An 18,681-nucleotide genomic window follows, 5' to 3' on the forward strand; every position below is an offset into this window, starting at 1 on the left:
CGTCGGTGGGTCATGCGCTTCTCACCGGCCGGCGATCCCGGCACCCCCGACGCGCGGTCCGCCACCCGTTACCTGGTGTGGCTCGCCGGGCGACATCCCGTGTACTTCGGCGGCGGCCTCACGCTCGGCGTGACCTGGATGCTGGCCCAGGCGCTGGTGCCGGCCGCGATCGGCCGGGCCGTGGAGGCCGGGCTCGCCCAGCGCGACCCGGACGCGTTGGTGCGCTGGAGCCTGGCCCTGCTCGGGCTGGGCCTGGTGCAGGCCGGCGCCGGCATCCTGCGGCACCGCTGCGCGGTGCACAACTGGCTCGGTGCCGCGTACCGCACCGTGCAGGTCACCGTGGACGCCACCAACCGGCTCGGCGCCGCGCTGCCGCGCCGGGTCGCCGCCGGCGAGGTGGTGAGCATCGGCACCTCCGACATCGAGCACATCGGCAGCGCGGTCGACATCACCGCCCGGGGTGCCGGGGCGGTGGTCGGCATCGTCACCGTCGCCACCATCCTGCTCACCGCGTCACTGCCGCTCGGGCTGGTGGTGGTGCTCGGGGTGCCGCTGCTGATGGCGCTGGTCGCGCTGCTGATCCGGCCGCTGCACCGGCAGCAGGCGGCGTACCGGGAGTCGACCGGCCGGCTCACCGCGCGCGCCGCGGACATCGTCTCCGGCCTGCGGGTGCTGCGTGGGGTGGGCGGGGAGCCGGTGCTGGCCGCCCGCTACCGGGAACGGTCGCAGGCGCTGCGCGCCGACGGGCTGCGGGTGGCCCGGGTGGAGTCACTGCTCCAGGCCGCCCAGATCCTGCTGCCCGGCGTGTTCGTGGTGCTGGTGACGTGGCTCGGCGCCCGGTTCGCACTGCGCGGCGAGATCAGCGCCGGCGAGCTGGTGTCCTTCTACGGCTACACCGCGTTCCTGGTCAGCCCGCTGCGCAACCTCACCGAGGCGGCCGACAAGCTGACCCGGGGGCACGTCGCGGCCCGCCGGGTGGTCCGGCTGCTGCGGCTCGCGCCGGAGTTCACCGACCCGGCCCGCCCGGTGCCGGTGCCGACCGGGCCGGGGGAGCTGGTGGACGCGCGCTCCGGGCTGGTGCTGCGGCCGGGCCGGCTCACCGCGCTGGCCGCCACCGAACCGCAGGACGCGGCCGAGATCGCCGACCGCCTCGGCCGGTACGCCGACGGGGACGTGACGCTGCACGGCGTACCGCTGCGGGACGTGGCGCTGGCGACGGTGCGGGAGCGGATCCTGGTGGCCGACAACGACGCGCAGCTGTTCAGCGGCGTGCTCCGCACGGAGCTGGACCCGCACGACCGGGCGGACCGCGCCGCGGTCGAGGCGGCGTTGGCCGCGGCCAGCGCGACGGACATCGTCGAGGCGCTGCCCGGCGGCCTGGACGGCCCGGTCGCCGAGCGGGGCCGGGAGTTCTCCGGCGGGCAGCGGCAGCGCCTGCGGCTGGCCCGCGCGCTGGTCGCCGACCCGGAGACGCTGATCCTGGTCGAGCCCACCAGCGCGGTGGACGCGCACACCGAGGCGCGCGTCGCCGACCGGCTGGCCGCGGCCCGGTCCGGCCGCACCACGCTGGTCTGCACCACCAGCCCGCTGGTGCTCGGGCGCGCCGCGCACGTGGTCTTCGTGGAGGACGGCAAGGTCGTCGCCGAGGGGCGGCACGAGGAACTGCTCGCGGCCGAGCCCCGGTACGCGGCCACGGTGAGCCGGGAGGAGGACCGATGAGCAACGCGCTGCCCGTCGCCGACGCCGCGCGGGTCCGCCGGTACGTGCGGGAGCTGGTCCGCCGGCACCCGCGTGGCCTGACCGCCGCGCTCGGCCTGCACGCGCTCGCCGCGGCGGCCGGGCTGGTCACCCCGCGCCTGCTCGGCGACCTGGTCGAGGGGATCTCGCAAGGCGTGGCGGCCACCACCGTGGACCGGGTGGTGGCGGCCATCGCCGCGTTCGTGGTGGCGCAGGCGGTGCTGGTCCGTTTCGCGCACCTGGCCTCGGCCCGGCTCGGTGAGCGGGTCCTCGCCGAGCTGCGTGAGGAGTTCGTCGACCGGGTGCTGGCGCTGCCGCTGTCCACCGTGGAGCGGGCCGGCACCGGTGATCTGCTCACCCGCACCACCCGGGACGTGTCCGCGCTGTCGAGGACGGTCCGTTTCGCCGGGCCGGAGACGTTGATCGCGGCCGTCACCGTGCTGCTGATCCTCGGCGCGCTGGTGCTGACCGGGCCGCTGCTGGCGCTGCCCAGCCTGCTCGCGGTGCCGGTGATCTGGGCCGGCACCCGGTGGTACCTGCGCCGCGCGCCGGCCGGCTACCTGCGGGAGAACGCCGCCTACTCGGACATCACCGACGGGATCAGCGAGACGGTCGAGGGGGCGCGGACCACCGAGGCGCTGCGTCAGGCGGCCCGCCGCCGGGCCCGTGGCGACGCCGACATCCGTCGCTCGTACGCGGCCGAGCGCTACACGCTGTACCTGCGGACCGTGTTCTGGCCGGTGGCCGAGTTCGGCTACCTGGTGCCGATGGTGGCCACGTTGCTGATCGGCGGTTGGTTCCACCTGAAGGGCTGGGCCACCCTGGGCCAGGTCACCGCCGCCACGCTCTACGCCCAGCAGCTCACCGACCCGATCGAGCGGCTGCTCGGCTGGCTGGACGAGTTCCAGGTGGGTGGCGCCTCGCTGGCCCGGCTGCTCGGCGTGGCCAGCGCGCCGGACGAGCGGCCCCCGGCGCCCGCCGCGCCGCGCCGGCCGACCACCGACAGCCGGCTCGCCGCGCACGACGTCCGGTACGCGTACCGCGCCGGCCACGACGTGTTGCACGGCGTGACGTTGGTGCCCCGGCCCGGGGAACGGCTGGCGATGGTGGGCCCGTCCGGGGCGGGCAAGTCCACCCTGGGCCGGCTGCTGGCCGGTGTGCACACGCCGTCCGCCGGTGCGGTGACCGTCGACGGTCGACCCCTCGCCGAGCTGCCCCTGGACGAGCTGCGTACCCACGTCGCGCTGGTCAGCCAGGAGCACCACGTGTTCATCGGCACGCTCGCCGACAACGTGGCGATGGTCCGGCCGGCCGCCGACCGGGCGGCGGTGCGCGCCGCGCTGGCCGCGGTCGACGCGCTGGACTGGGCGGAGGCGCTGCCGGAGGGCCTGGAGACGACCGTCGGGGCCGGCGGGCATCCGCTCACCCCGGCGCAGTCGCAGCAGCTCGCGCTGGCCCGGCTGGTGCTCGCCGACCCGCACACGCTGGTGCTGGACGAGGCCACCTCGCTGATCGACCCCCGGGCCGCCCGGGCGCTGGAGCGGTCGCTGGCCGCGGTGCTGCACGGGCGGACCGTGATCGCCATCGCGCACCGGCTGTTCTCCGCGCACGACGCGGACCGGGTGGCGGTGGTGTCCGACGGTCGGATCACCGAGCTGGGGTCGCACGACGAGCTGGTCGCCGCCGGCGGCTCGTACGCCGCGCTCTGGCGCTCCTGGCACGGCTGAGGTGAAAGGACGGGCCCCTTCCTAACGCCTGGCGTATAGGAAGGGGCCCGCTTGACGCCCGTCAGGCGCGGCGCATCAGCCGCCAGGTGGTGTACCCGCCGGTGCCCAGCGCGAGCAGGAAGACCGCCCACACGATCCCGGTGCCCACCTGGAGCCCGCCGCCGCTGGACGCGTTGGCCTGGGCGGCGGCGACCAGCGAGTCGCTCTGCGCGGCCGGCAGCGCGGGCGGCGGCAACTGCTGCCAGCGGACCAGTCCGGTGCTCTCCAACATGGTCATGTGGTCGTTGACGAACTTGTTGGCGTCCTCGGCGAGCTTGCGCACGACCGGGTCCTTGGTGCTCGCCCGCACCGCCCCGATCACCGGGAAGATGTTGCCGTGGGCGACCCGGAGCCGGGTGACGAAGATCTGGTCGAACTGCGCGCCGCTGGCGTTCTGCATCTCGGTCAGCCAGCCCTTCTGCTGGGTCGTCGGGTCCGTCGGCAGCACCGCCCCCAGCTTGTTCGCCGCCTCGACCACCAGTTGGTCCAGGACACCGTGCTGGCGGGCGATCTCCGCGCCGACCTCCCGTACCCGGGGGGACTGGCCCTTCTCGGCGGCCATCGTGCCGGCCGGCATCTCCCACAGCCCGGCCAGTCGTACGCCGTTGAGCAGCGTCATGTCCGCGGCGTTCATCTGCACCCCGGGATTGGGTGCGGCCTGCGCCGCGCCGGGAAGAACGCCGATCCCCGCGCCGATCGCGACGAGCAGCAGGGTCACCCGGTGCGCCAGTCGGCGACGTGCGGATTCCAGCGATGCCATGGTTGCGGTGCCTCCTCGGTCCGGACCGGTACGCGGGGTCGCGGGACGGCCGCGCGCCCACCGGCCACCCGCCCGCACGTTGGTACGGATCACCGGGCCGATCAGTTCAGCGGGTCGGCCAGGAGGCGTTCGAAGGCCAGCTCGGCGGCGCCGATCAGCGCCGCGTCGCCGCCGAGTTCCGGGGTCCGCAGCCGCACGTGCTCCAGGCAGGCGGGCAGCCCGTTGCGGTTGAGCCGGCTGCGCACCTGGGCGGCGGCGGCCAGGTAGAGGTCACGCATGGTGCCCCCGAAGATGACCATCTCCGGGTTGAAGATGTTGACCAGGTTGGCCACGCCGAAGCCGAGCCAGTCGCCGGCCTGCCGTACCGCGCTCTGCGCGCGGGCGTCCCCGCGGTCGGCCGCGTCGAAGACGCTCAGCAGCGCGTCCCGGCCGCGCGCCTCGGCCCGGCCGGCGGCCCGCAGCAGCCCGTGCTCGCCGATCTCGGTCTCCCAGCAGCCGTGCCGGCCGCAGTCGCAGCGCGCCCCGTCGCGGACCACCACCATGTGGCCGACCTCGCCGCCGTAGCCGCCGTGTCCGGTCAGCCGCCGGCCGCCGGCGATGATGCCGGCGCCCACGCCGACGTCGCCGTACAGGTAGATGACGTTGTCGCAGCCGGTGGCCGCGCCGCGGGCGTGTTCGGCGAACGCGGCCACGTCGGCCACGTTGCCCACCGTGATGGGGACGTCGATGCCCAGCTCGGCGGCGAGCGCCGCGCCGATCGGCTCGTCGACCCAGCCGGTGGTGGGGCTGAGCCGCACCAGCCCGTCGTCGCGGCGCACCATGCCGCAGACCGCCACTCCGGCGCCGACGCAGAACGAGCCGGCCGGTACCGCCTGGTGCATCTCCTTGACGGCGCCGGCCAGCAGCGGGGCGGCCTCGCCGGCGACGAGGTTGCGCGGCCGGTCCAGTTCCCGGCGGTCGAGCACCTCACCGCCGAGCCCGACCCGCGCGGCCCGCAGCCGGTCCACCTCGACGCTGTACGCGTACGCGTAGACCCGTCCCGACTCGGGCCGGACGACGAGTGACGGTCGTCCGGCCCGGCCGGTCTCCTTCGGCGTCCCCTCGCTGACCAGACCGGCGCCGGCCAGGTCGGCGGTCAGCGCGCCGATGGTGCTGCGGTTGAGCCCGAGCGCGGTGGTCAGCTCCGCGCGGGTGGTGGCGCCGTGCACGTGCACGTAGCGGAGCAATGCGCCCAGGTTCTGCCGTCGGATCTCGTCCTGGCTGGGACCCGCGCGCATTGCCACTGCCATGGTGTGTCCGTACCCCCCGGGGTCAGCGCGTGCCGGTGGCGGCGGCCCGCCGCCTGGACAGCGCGTCGATGGTCGCGGCGGCGAGCAGCACCACGCCGGTGACCACGTACTTGACGCCGGAGCTGTATCCCATCAGTCCCATGCCGTTGTCGATCACCGCGATCACCGCGCCACCGAGCACGGCGTCGAGGACGCGGCCCTTGCCGCCGAAGAGGCTGGTGCCGCCGATCACCGCCGCGCCGACGGCGTAGAGCAGCACGTTACTGCCACCGGTGTTGGGGTCGACCGAGTTGGCCCGGCTGGCGGCCACGATGCCGCCGATCGCGGCCATCCCGGAGCAGATGACGAAGACCGAGACGCGGATCCTGTCCACGTTGATGCCGGCCCGGCGGGCGGCCTCGGCGTTGCCGCCGACCGCGTAGATGTGCCGGCCGTAGCTGGTGCGCTGGAGCACGAACGTCCAGACGATCAGCAGCAGCGCGATGATCGGCACCACGATCGGCACGCCCTTGAGCGAGCTGACCAGCACGTTGCGGCTGCGCTCCAGGTTCAGCACGTAGACCGCGACGCCGAGGATCACGGCGAGGCCGCCGATCCGCGCGGCCACCACCGCGATCGGGTCGGTGAGCAGGCCGCGGGCGGACCGGTTGCGGTGCCGCAGCAACTGCACGGCCGCGTACCCGGCGACGGCCGCCGCGGCAAGCGCCCAGCCCAGCGCGGGGGAGAGGTTGCGGTTCGCGATCGCGACCAGCACGTCGTCGCGGACCGCGATGTTCGCGCCCTCGTCCATCAGCGTCAGCACGACGCCCTGGAAGGCCAGGAAGCCGGCGAGCGTCACCACGAAGGACGGGATGCCGACCTTCGCGACCAGCAGGCCGAGCACGATGCCGATGACCACGCCGGTGACGACGGCGGCGAGCACCGCGACGTACCAGGGGTAGCCGACCACGGTGGCGGTGTTGGCCAGGATCGCGGCGCAGACGCCGCTGGCGAAACCGGCGGAGAGGTCGATCTCGCCGAGCAGCAGGACGAAGACCAGGCCCATCGCGATCAGCGTGACCGCCGCGCCCTGGGTGAACAGGTTCGCCAGGTTACCGGCGGTGAAGAACGAGGGGCGGGCGATCGAGAAGCCCACGGCCAGTACGAGCAACATGATCACGGCGGGCAGCGCGCCGATGTCGCCGCCGCGTACCCGGCGCCAGTAGTTGTTCACGTGGCTGCCCATGGTCGGCGTCGGGATGACGCTGGCCGGGCCTTCCTTCTTCACGGCGGTGGCGGTCATCGGACGGCTCCTGGGGTGATGTCGGCGGGCGCGGCGCCGGTACCGTGGCTGCCCGGCTCGCCGGCGAGGCCGAGGTCGCCGGAGCGACCGGCGGTGATCAGCTCGACCACCTGCGAGTGGGTGATGTCGGTGGTCTTCACCTGGGCGACCATCTGACCGAGGTAGAGCGCGGCGATCCGGTCGGAGACGGCGAAGACGTCGTTCATGTTGTGCGAGATGAGCACCACGGCCAGGCCCTTGTCGGCCAGCCGGCGGACCAGCTCCAGCACCTGAGCGGTCTGCGCGACGCCGAGCGCGGCGGTGGGCTCGTCCAGGATGACCAGCCGGCTGTTCCAGAGCACCGCCTTGGCGATGGCCACGGTCTGCCGCTGGCCGCCGGAGAGGCTGGAGACGTGCTGGCGCAGCGACTTGACGGTGCGCACGCTGAGGCCGGCCAGCGTCTCGGCGGCCATCTGCTCCATGGTCGGCTCGTCGAGCACGATGCCGCTGCGCTTCTCCCGGCCGAGGAACATGTTCTGCACGATGTCGAGGTTGTCGCAGAGCGCCAGGTCCTGGTAGACGACCTCGATCCCGAGCGCGGCGGCGTCCCGGGGGCTGTTGATGCTCACCGGCTTGCCGTCGTAGAGGAACTCGCCGGCCTCGGTGGGGTAGATGCCGCTGATGCACTTGACCAGGGTCGACTTGCCGGCGCCGTTGTCGCCGACCAGCGCGGTCACCTCGCCGGGGTGCGCGGCGAAGGCGACGTCACGGAGCACCTGGACGGGACCGAAGCTCTTGTCGATCCCGCGTAGCTCCAGCAGGGGGGTTGCGGACACGGGGGTCTCCTTTGGGCGGAGGGAGGTCTCGGATCCCGTCCGGCGTGGGCGCCGCCCGGCACGGGGTGGTCCCGTGCCGGGCGGCGCCGCCTGAGGCGGGTGGGGTCAGCTCACGCCGGCGTCGGTGCAGAGCTTGGCGAACGCACCGGTGCAGAGCTCTTCCTTGGTGACGTAGCCGTCGGCGACGACGTCCTTGACGTTGTCCTTGTAGATGGCCTTCGGCTCCAGCAGCACGGCCGGCACGTCCCGGTTGCCCTCCGGGTCCTTGACGGTCTGGCCGGTGTCCTTCTTCTCGCCCTTGGCGAGCGCGATGGCCAGCTCGGAGGCGGCGTCCGCCTCCTTCTTGACCGCCTTGTAGACGGTCATGCACTGGTCACCGGCGAGGATGTTCTGCAGGCCCTCCTTGGTGGCGTCCTGACCGGTCACCGGGACCTTGCCGTTGAGCTTGTTCTTCTTCAGCACCGAGATGGCCGCGTTGCCGAGGCCGTCGTTGGCGGCGAGCACGCCGTCGATCTTGCCGCCGGCCTTGGTCAGCTGCTGCTCGAAGATGGTCGCGGCCTGCGCGTTGTCCCACGCCGGCACCGGGTCGTCGGCGACCTTGGTGTATTCCTTCGAGTCGAACTTCGGCTTGAGCACCGAGTCGTACCCGTTCTTGAACAGGGTGGCGTTGTTGTCGGTCGGCGAGCCGTTGAGGTACGCGATCGACGGGTTCTTGGCGCCCTTGTCGGTCAGGCACTTGCTCAGGCCCTCGCCCTGGAGCTTGCCGACGGCCTCGTTGTCGAAGCTGACGTAGTACTGGGCGGAGCCGCCCAGGGTCAGCCGGTCGTAGTCGATGGTGGCGACGCCCTGCGACTTGGCCTTGTCGAGCACGGCCTTGCCGGTGCCGGAGTCCAGGTTGACGATCATCAGCACGTTGACGCCGTTGGTGATCATCTGGTCGGCGATGGTCTGGAACGCGGTCTTGTCGTTCTGCGCGTTCTGGATGTCGGACTCGACGCCGGCCGCGTCGAACGCCGCCTTGAGGAACTTGCGGTCCGCGCCCTCCCAGCGGGCGGAGGACTTGCTGTCCGGCAGGATCACGCCGATCTTCGGCTTCTTGTCGTTCGAACCGCCGGCCTGGTCGGAAGAATTGCCGTTGTCACCACAGGCAGCCATGCTGCCGGTCGCGAGGAGACCGACGGCCGCGAAGGTGAGGAAGCCCTTGCGCATGTGCACGGGTCCTTTCGGGGGGTGGGGGGAGTTGCGTTCGATGTTTTGTTGTGTCCGGCAACGTATTCCCCGCTTCCCGCGCTCCGCAAGAGTGCCGAGGTCAGAAGTTTGTTGGCGGCGGTAACAATTCAGCAACGCGGTTGTCACCTGAGCGACACCGGCTGCGGAAACGCTCCCAGACGTCCGGATCAGCGGGCGGCGATCGGGGCGGTCACGGCCCCGGTCAGCGCCACCAGATCGGCCGGCGCGAGCTGCACCTGGAGGCCGCGACGGCCGGCCGAGACGTACACCGTCGGGTGCGCCAGCGCGGACACGTCGACCACTGTCGGCAGCGCCCGGCGCTGCCCCAGCGGGCTGATCCCGCCCCGCACGTATCCGGTCGCCCGCTCGGCCACCGCCCGGTCGGCCAGCGCGGCCCGCTTGCCGCCGACCGCCCCGGCCAGCGCCTTCAGGTCCAGCTCCCCGGTCACCGGCACCACCGCCACGGTCAGCACGCCGTCGACGTCGGTGACGAGCGACTTGAACACCTGCGCCGGTGGCACCCCGAGCGCGTCGGCGACCAGCGCGCCGTAGTTCGGCGCGTCCGGCGGGACGTCGTACCGGTGGGTGCGGTACGCGATCTTCCGCCTGGTCAGCAGCGCGGTCGCCGGAGTGCCCTGTCCCGCCATGACGGTCAAGCTAACCCGGCCGCCGCCGCCCGGCGACCCGAGCCGGCGGAGTCCGATCAGCCGGTGGCCGGAACCGGACGGCAGATCAGCACCGTGGGCGCGCCGGCCACCCGGGTCAGCACCAGGCTGGCCGCCGTGTCGCCGGACAGGCGCAGGTCGCGGCGCAGCTTCTCCGGCTCCAGCGCCGAACCCCGCTTGAGGATCTCCACCCGGCCGACCCGGCGCTCCCGCAGCAGCGCGCGCAGCCGCTTCAGCGAGAACGGCAGCACGTCGGTGATCTCCAGGCAGCGGGCGAACGGCGTGGGCCGCGCCGCGTCCGCGTACAGGTAGGCGATCGACGGGTCGGCGAGCGTCGCGTCGAGGTCGGCGGCCAGCTCGGCGACCAGGTGCGCGCGCACCACCGCCGGGTCCGGGTCGTACAGGAACCGCCGGAGCGGGCCCACCTGCGCCTCGTCCGCGCCGCTGCCGGTGAGGTGGTGAGAAGGGGACCCGTCTCTACCGGAGGCGTCAACCGGGGGCCCTTCCTTGCTCCGCAGGAGGGTGGCGCGGCGGGGGACGCCGGCCAGCGGGCCGCACCAGAGGGCGGCCTCCACCAGGTCGCCGTCGACGCTCACCCACTCCGCCTCGGCGCCGGCCGGGATCAGCGCGTGGTCCAGGCCGGGCGCCACCTTGACCACGGTGCGCGGCACCCGCTCGGCGAGCGCGGTAACGAAGTCCCACGGCGGCGAGTAGGCGTTCGGGTCGAAGATGCGCCGCCCGGTGCCGGCCCGCCGCCGGGCCGGGTCGCAGAACGCCCCGTCGACCCGGGACACGTCGAACGCGGTGGCGTCGCCGCACTCGACAGTGACCAGCTCGGCCAGCCCGGCGGCCTCGGCGTTCGCGGTGGCCATCGCCGCGGTCAGCGGGTCGGCCTCCACCGCGTACACCCGGATGCCGGCGCGGGCCGCGGCGAGCGCGTCGGCGCCCAGCCCGCACCCGAGGTCGGCCAGGGTGGTCACGCCCGCCGCGCGCAGCCGCGCGGCCCGCCGGTCGGCGACCACCCGGCGGGTGGCCTGCTCCAGCCCGGGTCGGGTGAGGAACATCCGGGCCGCCGCCGCGCCGAACTTGCCGACCGCCCGGCGACGCAGCTCCGCCTGGGTCAGCGCCGCCGCCGCGAGCCCGCCCGGGATTCCGGCCGAGCGCAGCGCGGCGGCTGCCGCCAGCGGGTCGCCGCCGGCCACCCGCTCCGCCGAGGCGAGCGCGGTCGACCCCTCGGGGGTACGCAGCGCGGTGAGCTGGTCGAGATCCACCCGCCCATTCTCCCGGCCGGCTCCCGGGGGCGACACGACGGGCGACGCGCTGGCACTCTCCTTGACGGAGTGCTAGCCGAGGAATAACCTGCGATTAGCACTCTCACCCTGAGGGTGCCAACGCCCGGGCCCCGTGCCCGAGCGTTGAACGCCAGGCGGACCGGCACCCGCGACGACGGCCCCGCCCGGTGGCATGTGGCAGATTGACGCTGGTCGGCGTGCCGACCGGCAACGACACCAAGTACCCCAGGAGGGTATGCCCGTGACTACCGCGACCAAGGTTGCGATCAAGCCGCTCGAGGACCGCATCGTGGTGCAGGCGAACGAGGCCGAGACCACCACCGCCTCGGGCATCGTGATCCCCGACACCGCCAAGGAGAAGCCGCAGGAGGGCACCGTCCTCGCTGTCGGCCCGGGCCGGATCGACGACAAGGGCAACCGCGTGCCGGTCGACGTGAAGGTCGGCGACACCGTCCTCTACTCGAAGTACGGCGGCACCGAGGTCAAGTACGCCGGCGAGGAGTACCTGGTGCTCTCCGCCCGCGACGTCCTCGCGGTCATCGAGAAGTAAGCAACCGATCAGTGTCGTTGCCCCGGTCCGGCTCGCCGGGCCGGGGCAACGTCGCTTCGAAGGGATACCGATGGCAAAGATCCTGAGCTTCTCGGATGACGCCCGGCACCTGCTCGAGCACGGTGTCAACGCCCTCGCGGACACGGTCAAGGTCACGCTCGGCCCCCGCGGGCGCAACGTCGTCCTGGACAAGAAGTTCGGTGTGCCCACGATCACCAACGACGGCGTGACCATCGCCAAGGAGATCGAGCTCACCAACCCGTACGAGAACCTCGGCGCGCAGTTGGTCAAGGAGGTGGCGACCAAGACCAACGACGTCGCCGGCGACGGGACCACCACCGCCACCGTGCTGGCGCAGGCCATGGTCCGTGAGGGCCTGCGCAACGTGGCCGCCGGCACCAACCCGACCGGCCTGAAGCGGGGCATCGACGCGGCAGCCGCCAAGGTCTCCGAGGCGCTGCTCGGCAAGGCCGTCGAGGTCGCCAGCAAGGAGTCGATCGCGCACGTCGCGACCATCTCCGCGCAGGACGCCACGATCGGCGAGCTGATCGCCGAGGCGATGGAGCGGGTCGGCCGCGACGGTGTGATCACCGTCGAGGAGGGCTCCGCGCTCACCACCGAGCTGGAGGTGACCGAGGGTCTCCAGTTCGACAAGGGCTTCATCTCGCCGAACTTCGTCACCGACGTGGAGGGGCAGGAGTCGGTCCTGGAGGACCCGTACATCCTGATCACCACGCAGAAGATCTCGGCGATCGAGGAGCTGCTGCCGCTGCTGGAGAAGGTCCTCCAGAACAACAAGCCGCTGCTCATCATCGCCGAGGACGTCGAGGGCCAGGCCCTGTCCACGCTGGTGGTCAACGCCATCCGCAAGACCGTCAAGGTCTGCGCGGTGAAGGCCCCCGGCTTCGGCGACCGCCGCAAGGCGATGCTCCAGGACATGGCGATCCTGACCGGCGCCGAGCTGGTCGCCCCGGAGCTGGGCTACAAGCTCGACCAGGTCGGCCTGGAGGTGCTCGGCACCGCCCGTCGCGTCGTGGTCGACAAGGAGAACACCACTGTCGTCGACGGCGGCGGCCAGTCCGCCGAGGTCGCCGACCGGGTCGCCCAGATCCGCAAGGAGATCGAGGCCTCGGACTCCGAGTGGGACCGGGAGAAGCTGGCCGAGCGGCTGGCGAAGCTCTCCGGCGGCATCGCGGTGATCAAGGTCGGCGCGGCCACCGAGGTCGAGATGAAGGAGCGCAAGCACCGCATCGAGGACGCCATCGCCGCGACCAAGGCCGCGGTCGAGGAGGGTACGGTCCCGGGCGGCGGCGCCGCGCTGGCCCAGATCCTGCCGGTGCTCGACGACGACCTGGGCTTCACCGGCGAGGAGAAGGTCGGCGTCTCGATCGTGCGTAAGGCGCTGGTCGAGCCGCTGCGCTGGATCGCCCAGAACGCCGGCCACGACGGCTACGTGGTGGTGCAGAAGGTCGTCGGCCAGGAGTGGGGCACCGGCCTCGACGCGGCCACCGGCGAGTACGTCGACCTGGCCAAGGCCGGCATCCTCGACCCGGTGAAGGTGACCCGCAACGCGGTCTCCAACGCCGCGTCGATCGCCGGCCTGCTGCTCACCACCGAGAGCCTGATCGTGGAGAAGCCGGCCGAGTCGGAGCCGGCCGCGGCCGGTGGGCACGGCCACTCGCACGGCCACGGCCACCAGCACGGCCCGGGCTTCTGACCCGAGGAGTACGGCCCGACGTCGGGGCACACCGCCGAGCCGGCGGGGTGCCCCGACCCGTATCCGCTTACGGAACTCTGACGAGATTGGCGGCCGGCCCGACCGGTCGACCAGACTGGGTCGCGTGAGCACGATCTCCCGCCGCCACGCGGCGCTGGCCGGTGTCGTCGCCGCCGTGGTGGCGCTCGGCGTCGCCGAGCCGGTGGCCGTCCTGACCGGTCCCCGGTCCGCCCCGCTGATCGCCGTCGGCGGCCTCGTGGTCGACCTGGTGCCCGAGCCGCTCAAGCAGTTCGCCATCGACGTCTTCGGCAGGTACGACAAGATCGCCCTGCTGGTCGGGACGGCGCTGCTGCTGGTGGGCTTCGCGGCGCTGCTCGGCCTGGCGGCGGCCCGGCGGCTGGTGTTCGGCCTGGCCGGCATCGCCGCGTTCGCCGTGCTCGGTGTCGCCGCCGCGCTGACCCGGGCCGGCGCGGACGCGTTCGACGCGCTGCCCTCACTCGTCGGCGCGGGCCTGGGCGGGCTGACGCTCTGGGCGTTCGTCGCCGGCCCGCTGCGCGCGGACCGCGACCCGGCGGTCCCCACGACGTCCCCGGACGGCGCGACGGCGTCCCGGCCCGGTCCCACGCCGCCCCCGGCAGTCGCCGCGCTCGCCCGCGAGGAGAGGGCGTCGGGCGACTGGGAGCCCCTGGACGGCGGGGACCAGGAGTCGCGGCGCCGGTTCCTGCGCGGCGTCGGCCTGCTGACCGGCGGCGCGGCGGTGGCCGGGCTCGGTGGGCACTGGCTCGCCGGGCGGCGGGGCGTCTCGGCGGCCCGGCAGGCGGTGACGCTGCCCGCGCCGGCCGCGCCCGCCCCGCCGGTGCCGGCCGGCGCGGACCTGTCCCTGCCCCGGCTCGCCCCCTACGTCACGCCGAACCGGGAGTTCTACCGGATCGACACCGCGCTGGTGGTGCCGCAGGTGGACCCGGTCACCTGGAAGCTGCGCATCCACGGCCGGGTCCGTAACCCGATCGAACTGAGCTTCGACGACCTGCTCGCCCGGCCGATGGTCGAGCGCTACGTGACGCTGGCCTGCGTCTCCAACGAGGTGGGCGGCGATCTGATCGGCAACGCCCGCTGGCTCGGTGTGCCGCTCAAGGAACTGCTGGACGAGGCGGACCCGGAGGAGGGCGCGGACCAGGTGGTCGGGCGCGCGGTCGACGGCTGGACCTGCGGCACCCCCACATCGGTGTTGCGCGACGGGCGGGACGCCCTGCTCGCGGTCGGGATGAACGGCGAGCCGCTGCCGGTCGCGCACGGCTTCCCGGTCCGGATGGTGGTGCCCGGCCTCTACGGGTACGTCTCGGCGTGCAAGTGGCTGACCGAGCTGGAGCTGACCAGCTTCGCCGACTTCGACGCGTACTGGGTGCCGCGCGGCTGGTCCGCCCAGGGCCCGGTCAAGACGCAGTCGCGGATCGACACGCCCCGTGCCCGCAGCCGCCCGGCCGCCGGCCCGGTGACGGTCGCCGGGGTGGCGTGGGCGCAGCACCGTGGCGTCCGCCGCGTCGAGGTACGTGTCGACGACGGCCCCTGGCGGGAGGCGACGCTGGCCCCGGCCGTGTCGTCGGACACCTGGGTCCAGTGGTCCTGGCGCTGGGACGCCACCCCCGGCGAGCACACCCTCCAGGTGCGCGCCACCGACGCGGCCGGTGAGACGCAGCCCGAGCAGCGCAGCCCGGTCGCCCCGGACGGCGCGACCGGGTGGCACACCGTCCCGGTGACCGTCGCCTGACCCGGGCTCCGTCGCCCGGCCCGCCTCCGTCGATCATGAGGTTGGCTGCCTCGGGACGGACGATTCGCCCCGCCAACCTCATGATCACCGGAAGGGTCGGACGACGAAACGCCGCCGCGCCCCGGGGAGGGGCGCGGCGGCGCGAAGTGCGAGCGAGGTCAGGCGACCTTGCGCTGGTCCGGGACGGCGGTCTTGTGCGGTCGGCCGAGGCGGGCCTCCAGGCGGGCGACGTCGACCCGGGCCTGCCGGCGGTCGGCCGCGTCCTCCCAGCCGAGGGCGAGCAGACGCAGCCGCTCGGACTCGCTGAAGCCGCCCCAGACGCCGTACGGCTCGCGGACGGCGAGGGCGTGCGCGGCGCACTCGGCGCGCACCGGGCAGGCCCGGCAGACGGACTTCGCGCCGGACTCGCGGCGCAGCCGGGACGAGCCGCGCTCGCCGTCCGGGTGGAAGAACTGGGCGCTGTCGCGGCCCCGGCACGCGCCGAGCCGCTGCCAGTCCCAGAGGTCGACGATGGGTCCAGGCAGCCTACGTACGTTCGACATCAGCACCCCTCCTCCCGCGCGGCACCGCGGAGAATGTTCGTGGCCAGCTACCGGGCGGCGGTCCGCGCGGGATGCCGGTTCCGGTTGGACCACTCGGTACCCGAGCCGTCCCCGGCTCACACATCTGTGATCGAAAACCTCGGACACTGGGTGGCATATGCCCCATCTGTCGGAAAAGTTCGGATGATTGCTCGGAACCCCCTCCCGACCCGACCCGCACGTGGTCTGCTCTGAGTCGGAGAGGAGACCACAGTGCGTAGCGTTCTAATCTGCGTTCGGACACCACTGGCAGCCCAGCATCTGACCTCCGCGGCAGCGCGGCTCGGGCTGTCCGGCGCCGTCCGGACGGCCGTCTCCGATCCCGAGGTGATGTTGCGGCTCGCCGAGCGCCCGGTCGACGTCGTCCTGGCCGACACCGCCCTGACCCGGCCGGACAGTGCCGGCTTCGTGCGGCGGGTGCTCGCCCGCGCCCCCCAGGCCGCGGTGCTGCTGCTCGGCGCCGAGGAGTCGGAGTCGGCGGCGGCCACCATCAGCGCCGGGGCGCGGGGCCTGATCCAGAATGCCGACCACGACCTGACCAGCGCGGTGGCGAAGGCGTTGCTGCTGCTCTCCGCCCCGGGGCGGGCCAACCGGCACCGGGTGGCCGACACCGCCCGGGACGCGGCGGCGGTCGGCGGGCCGACCCGGGCGGCGACGCCGGGGCGTACCCCGGGCGGGCCGGGCTGGCCGGCGACGGCGACGGATCCCGCGGGCCTGCCCACGGTGGTGCCGGTGCAGCGCGGCGAGGACGCCAACGACCCGGCGGCGGAGGGGGCGGAGGCGCCCCAGCCGGGCGCCGGCCAGCGCCCGGCGCGGACGCCGCGCAGCGCGATCGGGCTCACCGAGCGTGAGCTTCAGGTGCTGCTCGGCATGGCGGAGGGCAAGAGCAACGCGGAGATCGGGCGGGAGCTGTTCGTCTCCGAGGACACCGTCAAGACGCACGCCCGGCGGCTGTTCCGCAAGCTCGGCGCGCGCGACCGCGCGCACGCGGTGGCCGCCGGTTTCCGGGCCGGCCTGGTCGCCTGAGCCCGGCCGGCTCACTCCGACGCGGCGTCGTCCGTGCCCTCGGTGAGCGTGTCGTGCACGCCGTCCGCGTAGCCCCGGGCGTAGTCCCAGCTCACGTAGTGGTCGGGATCGGGGTCGTAGGCCGGCTCGTGCACCCGGGGACGCCCCGAGTTCAGCAGGTGGCGCAGGTTGCCCCGGAGCAGGTCCCAGTCGAAGTAGTGCGGCTCGCGGCAGTCCTCGCACTCGATCACCAGGCCACGCACCCCGATCGGCTGGAGCAGGGCCTGGTAGATCTCCAGATCGGCGAGATCCTCCAGCACGTCCTGACGCTCGACCTCGGTCAGCGGGTCGAGCGTGTCCTCGTCGCCGGAATCGTGCAGGCCGGCAGCCGGATCGGCCGGGTCGCCGTTGAACGGGTCGATGGGCTCGTCGTGCACCCCCTCACCGTAGACCCCGCGCCGCCGGAAAGCCCGCCCCCTGCCCCGCTGTGGCCCGGCCTACGCCGGGCCCGCCGCTGCCCGGGGCGGACCGGGCCAGTGGGTACGATGAGGCGACGCGCCGTCACACCGGTGCGCGCCGGTGTCCGCGCGCACCGCCTCGCTGCAGCCCGTTCGACCAGCTCAGGGGAGCAATCGTGGAGAATTCGCCCAGCACCGAGAACCCGGCCGGCCCCGACGGCGGCGAGCTGGGCGGCCATCTGCCCGAGCTGCCGGCCGGTTCCGCCCGGGTGGTGCCGCTCGGGCTGACCTTCGACGACGTGCTCCTCCAGCCCGGCGAGTCGGACGTGGTGCCCAGCCGGGTGAACACCCGGACCCGGCTCACCCGCAACATCGAGCTGACCGTGCCGCTGCTCTCCAGCGCGATGGACACCGTCACCGAGGGCCGGATGGCGATCGCCATGGCCCGCCAGGGCGGCATCGGCGTGCTGCACCGCAACCTCTCCGTCGAGGACCAGGCGCTCCAGGTCGACCTGGTCAAGCGCTCCGAATCCGGCATGATCACCAACCCGGTGACCGCCAGCCCGGACGACACGCTCCGCGACGTCGACGCGCTCTGCGGCCGTTACCGCATCTCCGGCGTCCCGGTGGTCGACGGGCAGGGCCAACTGGTCGGCATCGTGACCAACCGCGACATGCGCTTCGTCTCCGACCCGGCCACGCCGGTCCGCGACATCATGACCCGCACCCCGCTGATCACCGCGCCGGTCGGCGTGAGCAAGGACGACGCGCTCGACCTGCTGCGCCGCCACAAGGTGGAGAAGCTGCCGATCGTGGACGGGTCCGGCGCGCTGCGCGGCCTGATCACGGTCAAGGACTTCACCAAGAGCGAGCAGTACCCGAACGCCACCAAGGACGAGGCGGGCCGGCTCCGGGTCGCCGCCGCGGTCGGCGTGGGCGAGGACGGCTACAAGCGGGCCCGCGCGCTCGTCGACGCCGGCGTCGACGTGGTCATCGTGGACACCGCGCACGGTCACCAGCGGGCCGTGCTGGAGATGGTCGCCCGGCTCAAGCGGGACGTGACCATCGACATCGTGGGCGGCAACATCGCCACGTACGCGGGCGCGAAGGCGCTCGTCGAAGCCGGCGCCGACGGCGTCAAGGTGGGCGTCGGGCCGGGCGCCATCTGCACCACCCGGATCGTGGCCGGGGTGGGCGTGCCGCAGGTCACCGCGATCATGGAGGCGGCCCGGGCCGCCCGCCCGGCCGGCGTGCCGGTGATCGGCGACGGCGGCATCCAGTACTCGGGCGACATCGCCAAGGCGCTGGTGGCCGGCGCGGACACGGTGATGCTCGGCAGCCTGCTGGCCGGCTGCGAGGAGAGCCCCGGTGAGCTGATCTTCATCAACGGCAAGCAGTACAAGGCGTACCGGGGGATGGGCTCGCTCGGCGCGATGCAGTCGCGCGGTCAGGGCAAGTCGTACTCCAAGGACCGCTACTTCCAGCAGGACGTGATGGCCGAGGACAAGCTCGTCCCGGAGGGTGTCGAGGGCCAGGTGCCCTACCGGGGGCCGCTCGCCCAGGTCGCCCACCAGCTCATCGGCGGCCTGCGCGCCGCCATGGGTTACGTGGGTGCCGAGAGCATCCCGGAGCTGCACCGACGTGGCCAGCTCATCCGGATCACCGCGGCGGGGCTGAAGGAGAGCCACCCGCACGACATCCAGATGACCGTCGAGGCGCCCAACTACCACTCCCGCTGACCTCTCCCTCCACCCCCGAACACACCT

Annotated in this window: 16 protein-coding genes; 7 read left to right on the plus strand and 9 right to left on the minus strand. The window is 73.5% G+C overall.

What is annotated here, in order from left to right; genetic code table 11:
* The first annotated feature begins 12 nt into the window (after nucleotides 1-12).
* Together VKK44_RS02015 and VKK44_RS02020 are read left to right on the plus strand one after the other, a co-directional pair.
* Nucleotides 13-1,719 (plus strand): ABC transporter ATP-binding protein, encoded by a 1,707-nt coding sequence (locus VKK44_RS02015; RefSeq protein WP_343445143.1) that lies wholly within the window; start codon nucleotides 13-15, stop codon nucleotides 1,717-1,719.
* Nucleotides 1,716-3,464, plus strand: a complete 1,749-nt coding sequence (locus VKK44_RS02020; protein WP_343445144.1) for an ABC transporter ATP-binding protein — start codon at nucleotides 1,716-1,718, stop codon at nucleotides 3,462-3,464. The genes VKK44_RS02015 and VKK44_RS02020 overlap by 4 nt, the downstream gene beginning before the upstream one ends.
* Nucleotides 3,465-3,525: 61 nt before the next feature.
* Here VKK44_RS02020 and VKK44_RS02025 read toward each other — a convergent pair whose 3' ends face one another.
* From VKK44_RS02025 to VKK44_RS02055, 7 genes are all read right to left on the minus strand, one after another.
* On the minus strand, nucleotides 3,526-4,263 hold the full coding sequence (locus VKK44_RS02025; protein ID WP_343445145.1) for a DUF4142 domain-containing protein: 738 nt from the start codon (nucleotides 4,261-4,263) through the stop codon (nucleotides 3,526-3,528).
* 101 nt (nucleotides 4,264-4,364) lie between these two features.
* Complete coding sequence (locus VKK44_RS02030; RefSeq protein WP_343447626.1) at nucleotides 4,365-5,540, minus strand: ROK family protein; 1,176 nt, start codon at nucleotides 5,538-5,540, stop codon at nucleotides 4,365-4,367.
* Between the two features lie 34 nt (nucleotides 5,541-5,574).
* The gene (locus VKK44_RS02035) at nucleotides 5,575-6,834 is read right to left on the minus strand and encodes a sugar ABC transporter permease (RefSeq protein WP_343445146.1); all 1,260 of its coding nucleotides are present in this window, start codon (nucleotides 6,832-6,834) and stop codon (nucleotides 5,575-5,577) included.
* The gene (locus tag VKK44_RS02040) at nucleotides 6,831-7,649 is read right to left on the minus strand and encodes an ATP-binding cassette domain-containing protein (RefSeq protein WP_343445147.1); all 819 of its coding nucleotides are present in this window, start codon (nucleotides 7,647-7,649) and stop codon (nucleotides 6,831-6,833) included. Before VKK44_RS02040 ends, VKK44_RS02035 begins: the two co-directional genes overlap by 4 nt.
* 105 nt (nucleotides 7,650-7,754) lie before the next feature.
* Entirely contained in the window at nucleotides 7,755-8,858 is a 1,104-nt protein-coding gene (locus VKK44_RS02045; RefSeq protein WP_343445148.1) for a sugar ABC transporter substrate-binding protein, read from the minus strand.
* Between the two features lie 188 nt (nucleotides 8,859-9,046).
* A complete protein-coding gene (gene ybaK / locus VKK44_RS02050; RefSeq protein WP_343445149.1) occupies nucleotides 9,047-9,526 on the minus strand; it encodes a Cys-tRNA(Pro) deacylase in 480 nt (159 codons plus the stop codon).
* A gap of 56 nt (nucleotides 9,527-9,582) precedes the next feature.
* Nucleotides 9,583-10,815, minus strand: coding sequence for a THUMP-like domain-containing protein (locus tag VKK44_RS02055; RefSeq protein ID WP_343445150.1), 1,233 nt, complete (start codon nucleotides 10,813-10,815; stop codon nucleotides 9,583-9,585).
* Between the two features lie 256 nt (nucleotides 10,816-11,071).
* On the opposite strand from VKK44_RS02055, the gene groES reads away from it, so the two are divergent.
* From groES to VKK44_RS02070, 3 genes are all read left to right on the plus strand, one after another.
* The gene (gene groES, locus VKK44_RS02060) at nucleotides 11,072-11,386 is read left to right on the plus strand and encodes a co-chaperone GroES (protein ID WP_088998427.1); all 315 of its coding nucleotides are present in this window, start codon (nucleotides 11,072-11,074) and stop codon (nucleotides 11,384-11,386) included.
* Between the two features lie 70 nt (nucleotides 11,387-11,456).
* Nucleotides 11,457-13,103 carry a chaperonin GroEL gene (gene groL / locus VKK44_RS02065; RefSeq protein ID WP_343445151.1) on the plus strand — a complete coding sequence of 549 codons (1,647 nt, stop codon included), beginning with the start codon at nucleotides 11,457-11,459 and terminating at the stop codon, nucleotides 13,101-13,103.
* Nucleotides 13,104-13,227: 124 nt separating this feature from the next.
* Nucleotides 13,228-14,871 (plus strand): molybdopterin-dependent oxidoreductase, encoded by a 1,644-nt coding sequence (locus VKK44_RS02070; protein WP_343445152.1) that lies wholly within the window; start codon nucleotides 13,228-13,230, stop codon nucleotides 14,869-14,871.
* A gap of 158 nt (nucleotides 14,872-15,029) precedes the next feature.
* Here the strand turns inward: VKK44_RS02070 and VKK44_RS02075 are convergent, their stop codons facing one another.
* Entirely contained in the window at nucleotides 15,030-15,413 is a 384-nt protein-coding gene (locus VKK44_RS02075) for a WhiB family transcriptional regulator (RefSeq protein ID WP_343445153.1), read from the minus strand.
* Nucleotides 15,414-15,665: 252 nt separating this feature from the next.
* On the opposite strand from VKK44_RS02075, the gene VKK44_RS02080 reads away from it, so the two are divergent.
* Entirely contained in the window at nucleotides 15,666-16,478 is an 813-nt protein-coding gene (locus VKK44_RS02080) for a helix-turn-helix transcriptional regulator (RefSeq protein WP_343445154.1), read from the plus strand.
* An 11-nt stretch (nucleotides 16,479-16,489) separates the two neighbouring features.
* On the opposite strand, the gene VKK44_RS02085 is transcribed toward VKK44_RS02080, so the two are convergent.
* Entirely contained in the window at nucleotides 16,490-16,894 is a 405-nt protein-coding gene (locus tag VKK44_RS02085) for a DUF5319 domain-containing protein (RefSeq protein WP_343445155.1), read from the minus strand.
* 197 nt (nucleotides 16,895-17,091) lie between these two features.
* On the opposite strand from VKK44_RS02085, the gene guaB reads away from it, so the two are divergent.
* Nucleotides 17,092-18,654 (plus strand): IMP dehydrogenase, encoded by a 1,563-nt coding sequence (guaB, locus tag VKK44_RS02090; RefSeq protein WP_343445156.1) that lies wholly within the window; start codon nucleotides 17,092-17,094, stop codon nucleotides 18,652-18,654.
* The last annotated feature ends 27 nt before the right edge of the window (nucleotides 18,655-18,681 follow it).

Source organism: Micromonospora sp. DSM 45708, assembly GCF_039566955.1.
Lineage (GTDB): Bacteria > Actinomycetota > Actinomycetes > Mycobacteriales > Micromonosporaceae > Micromonospora.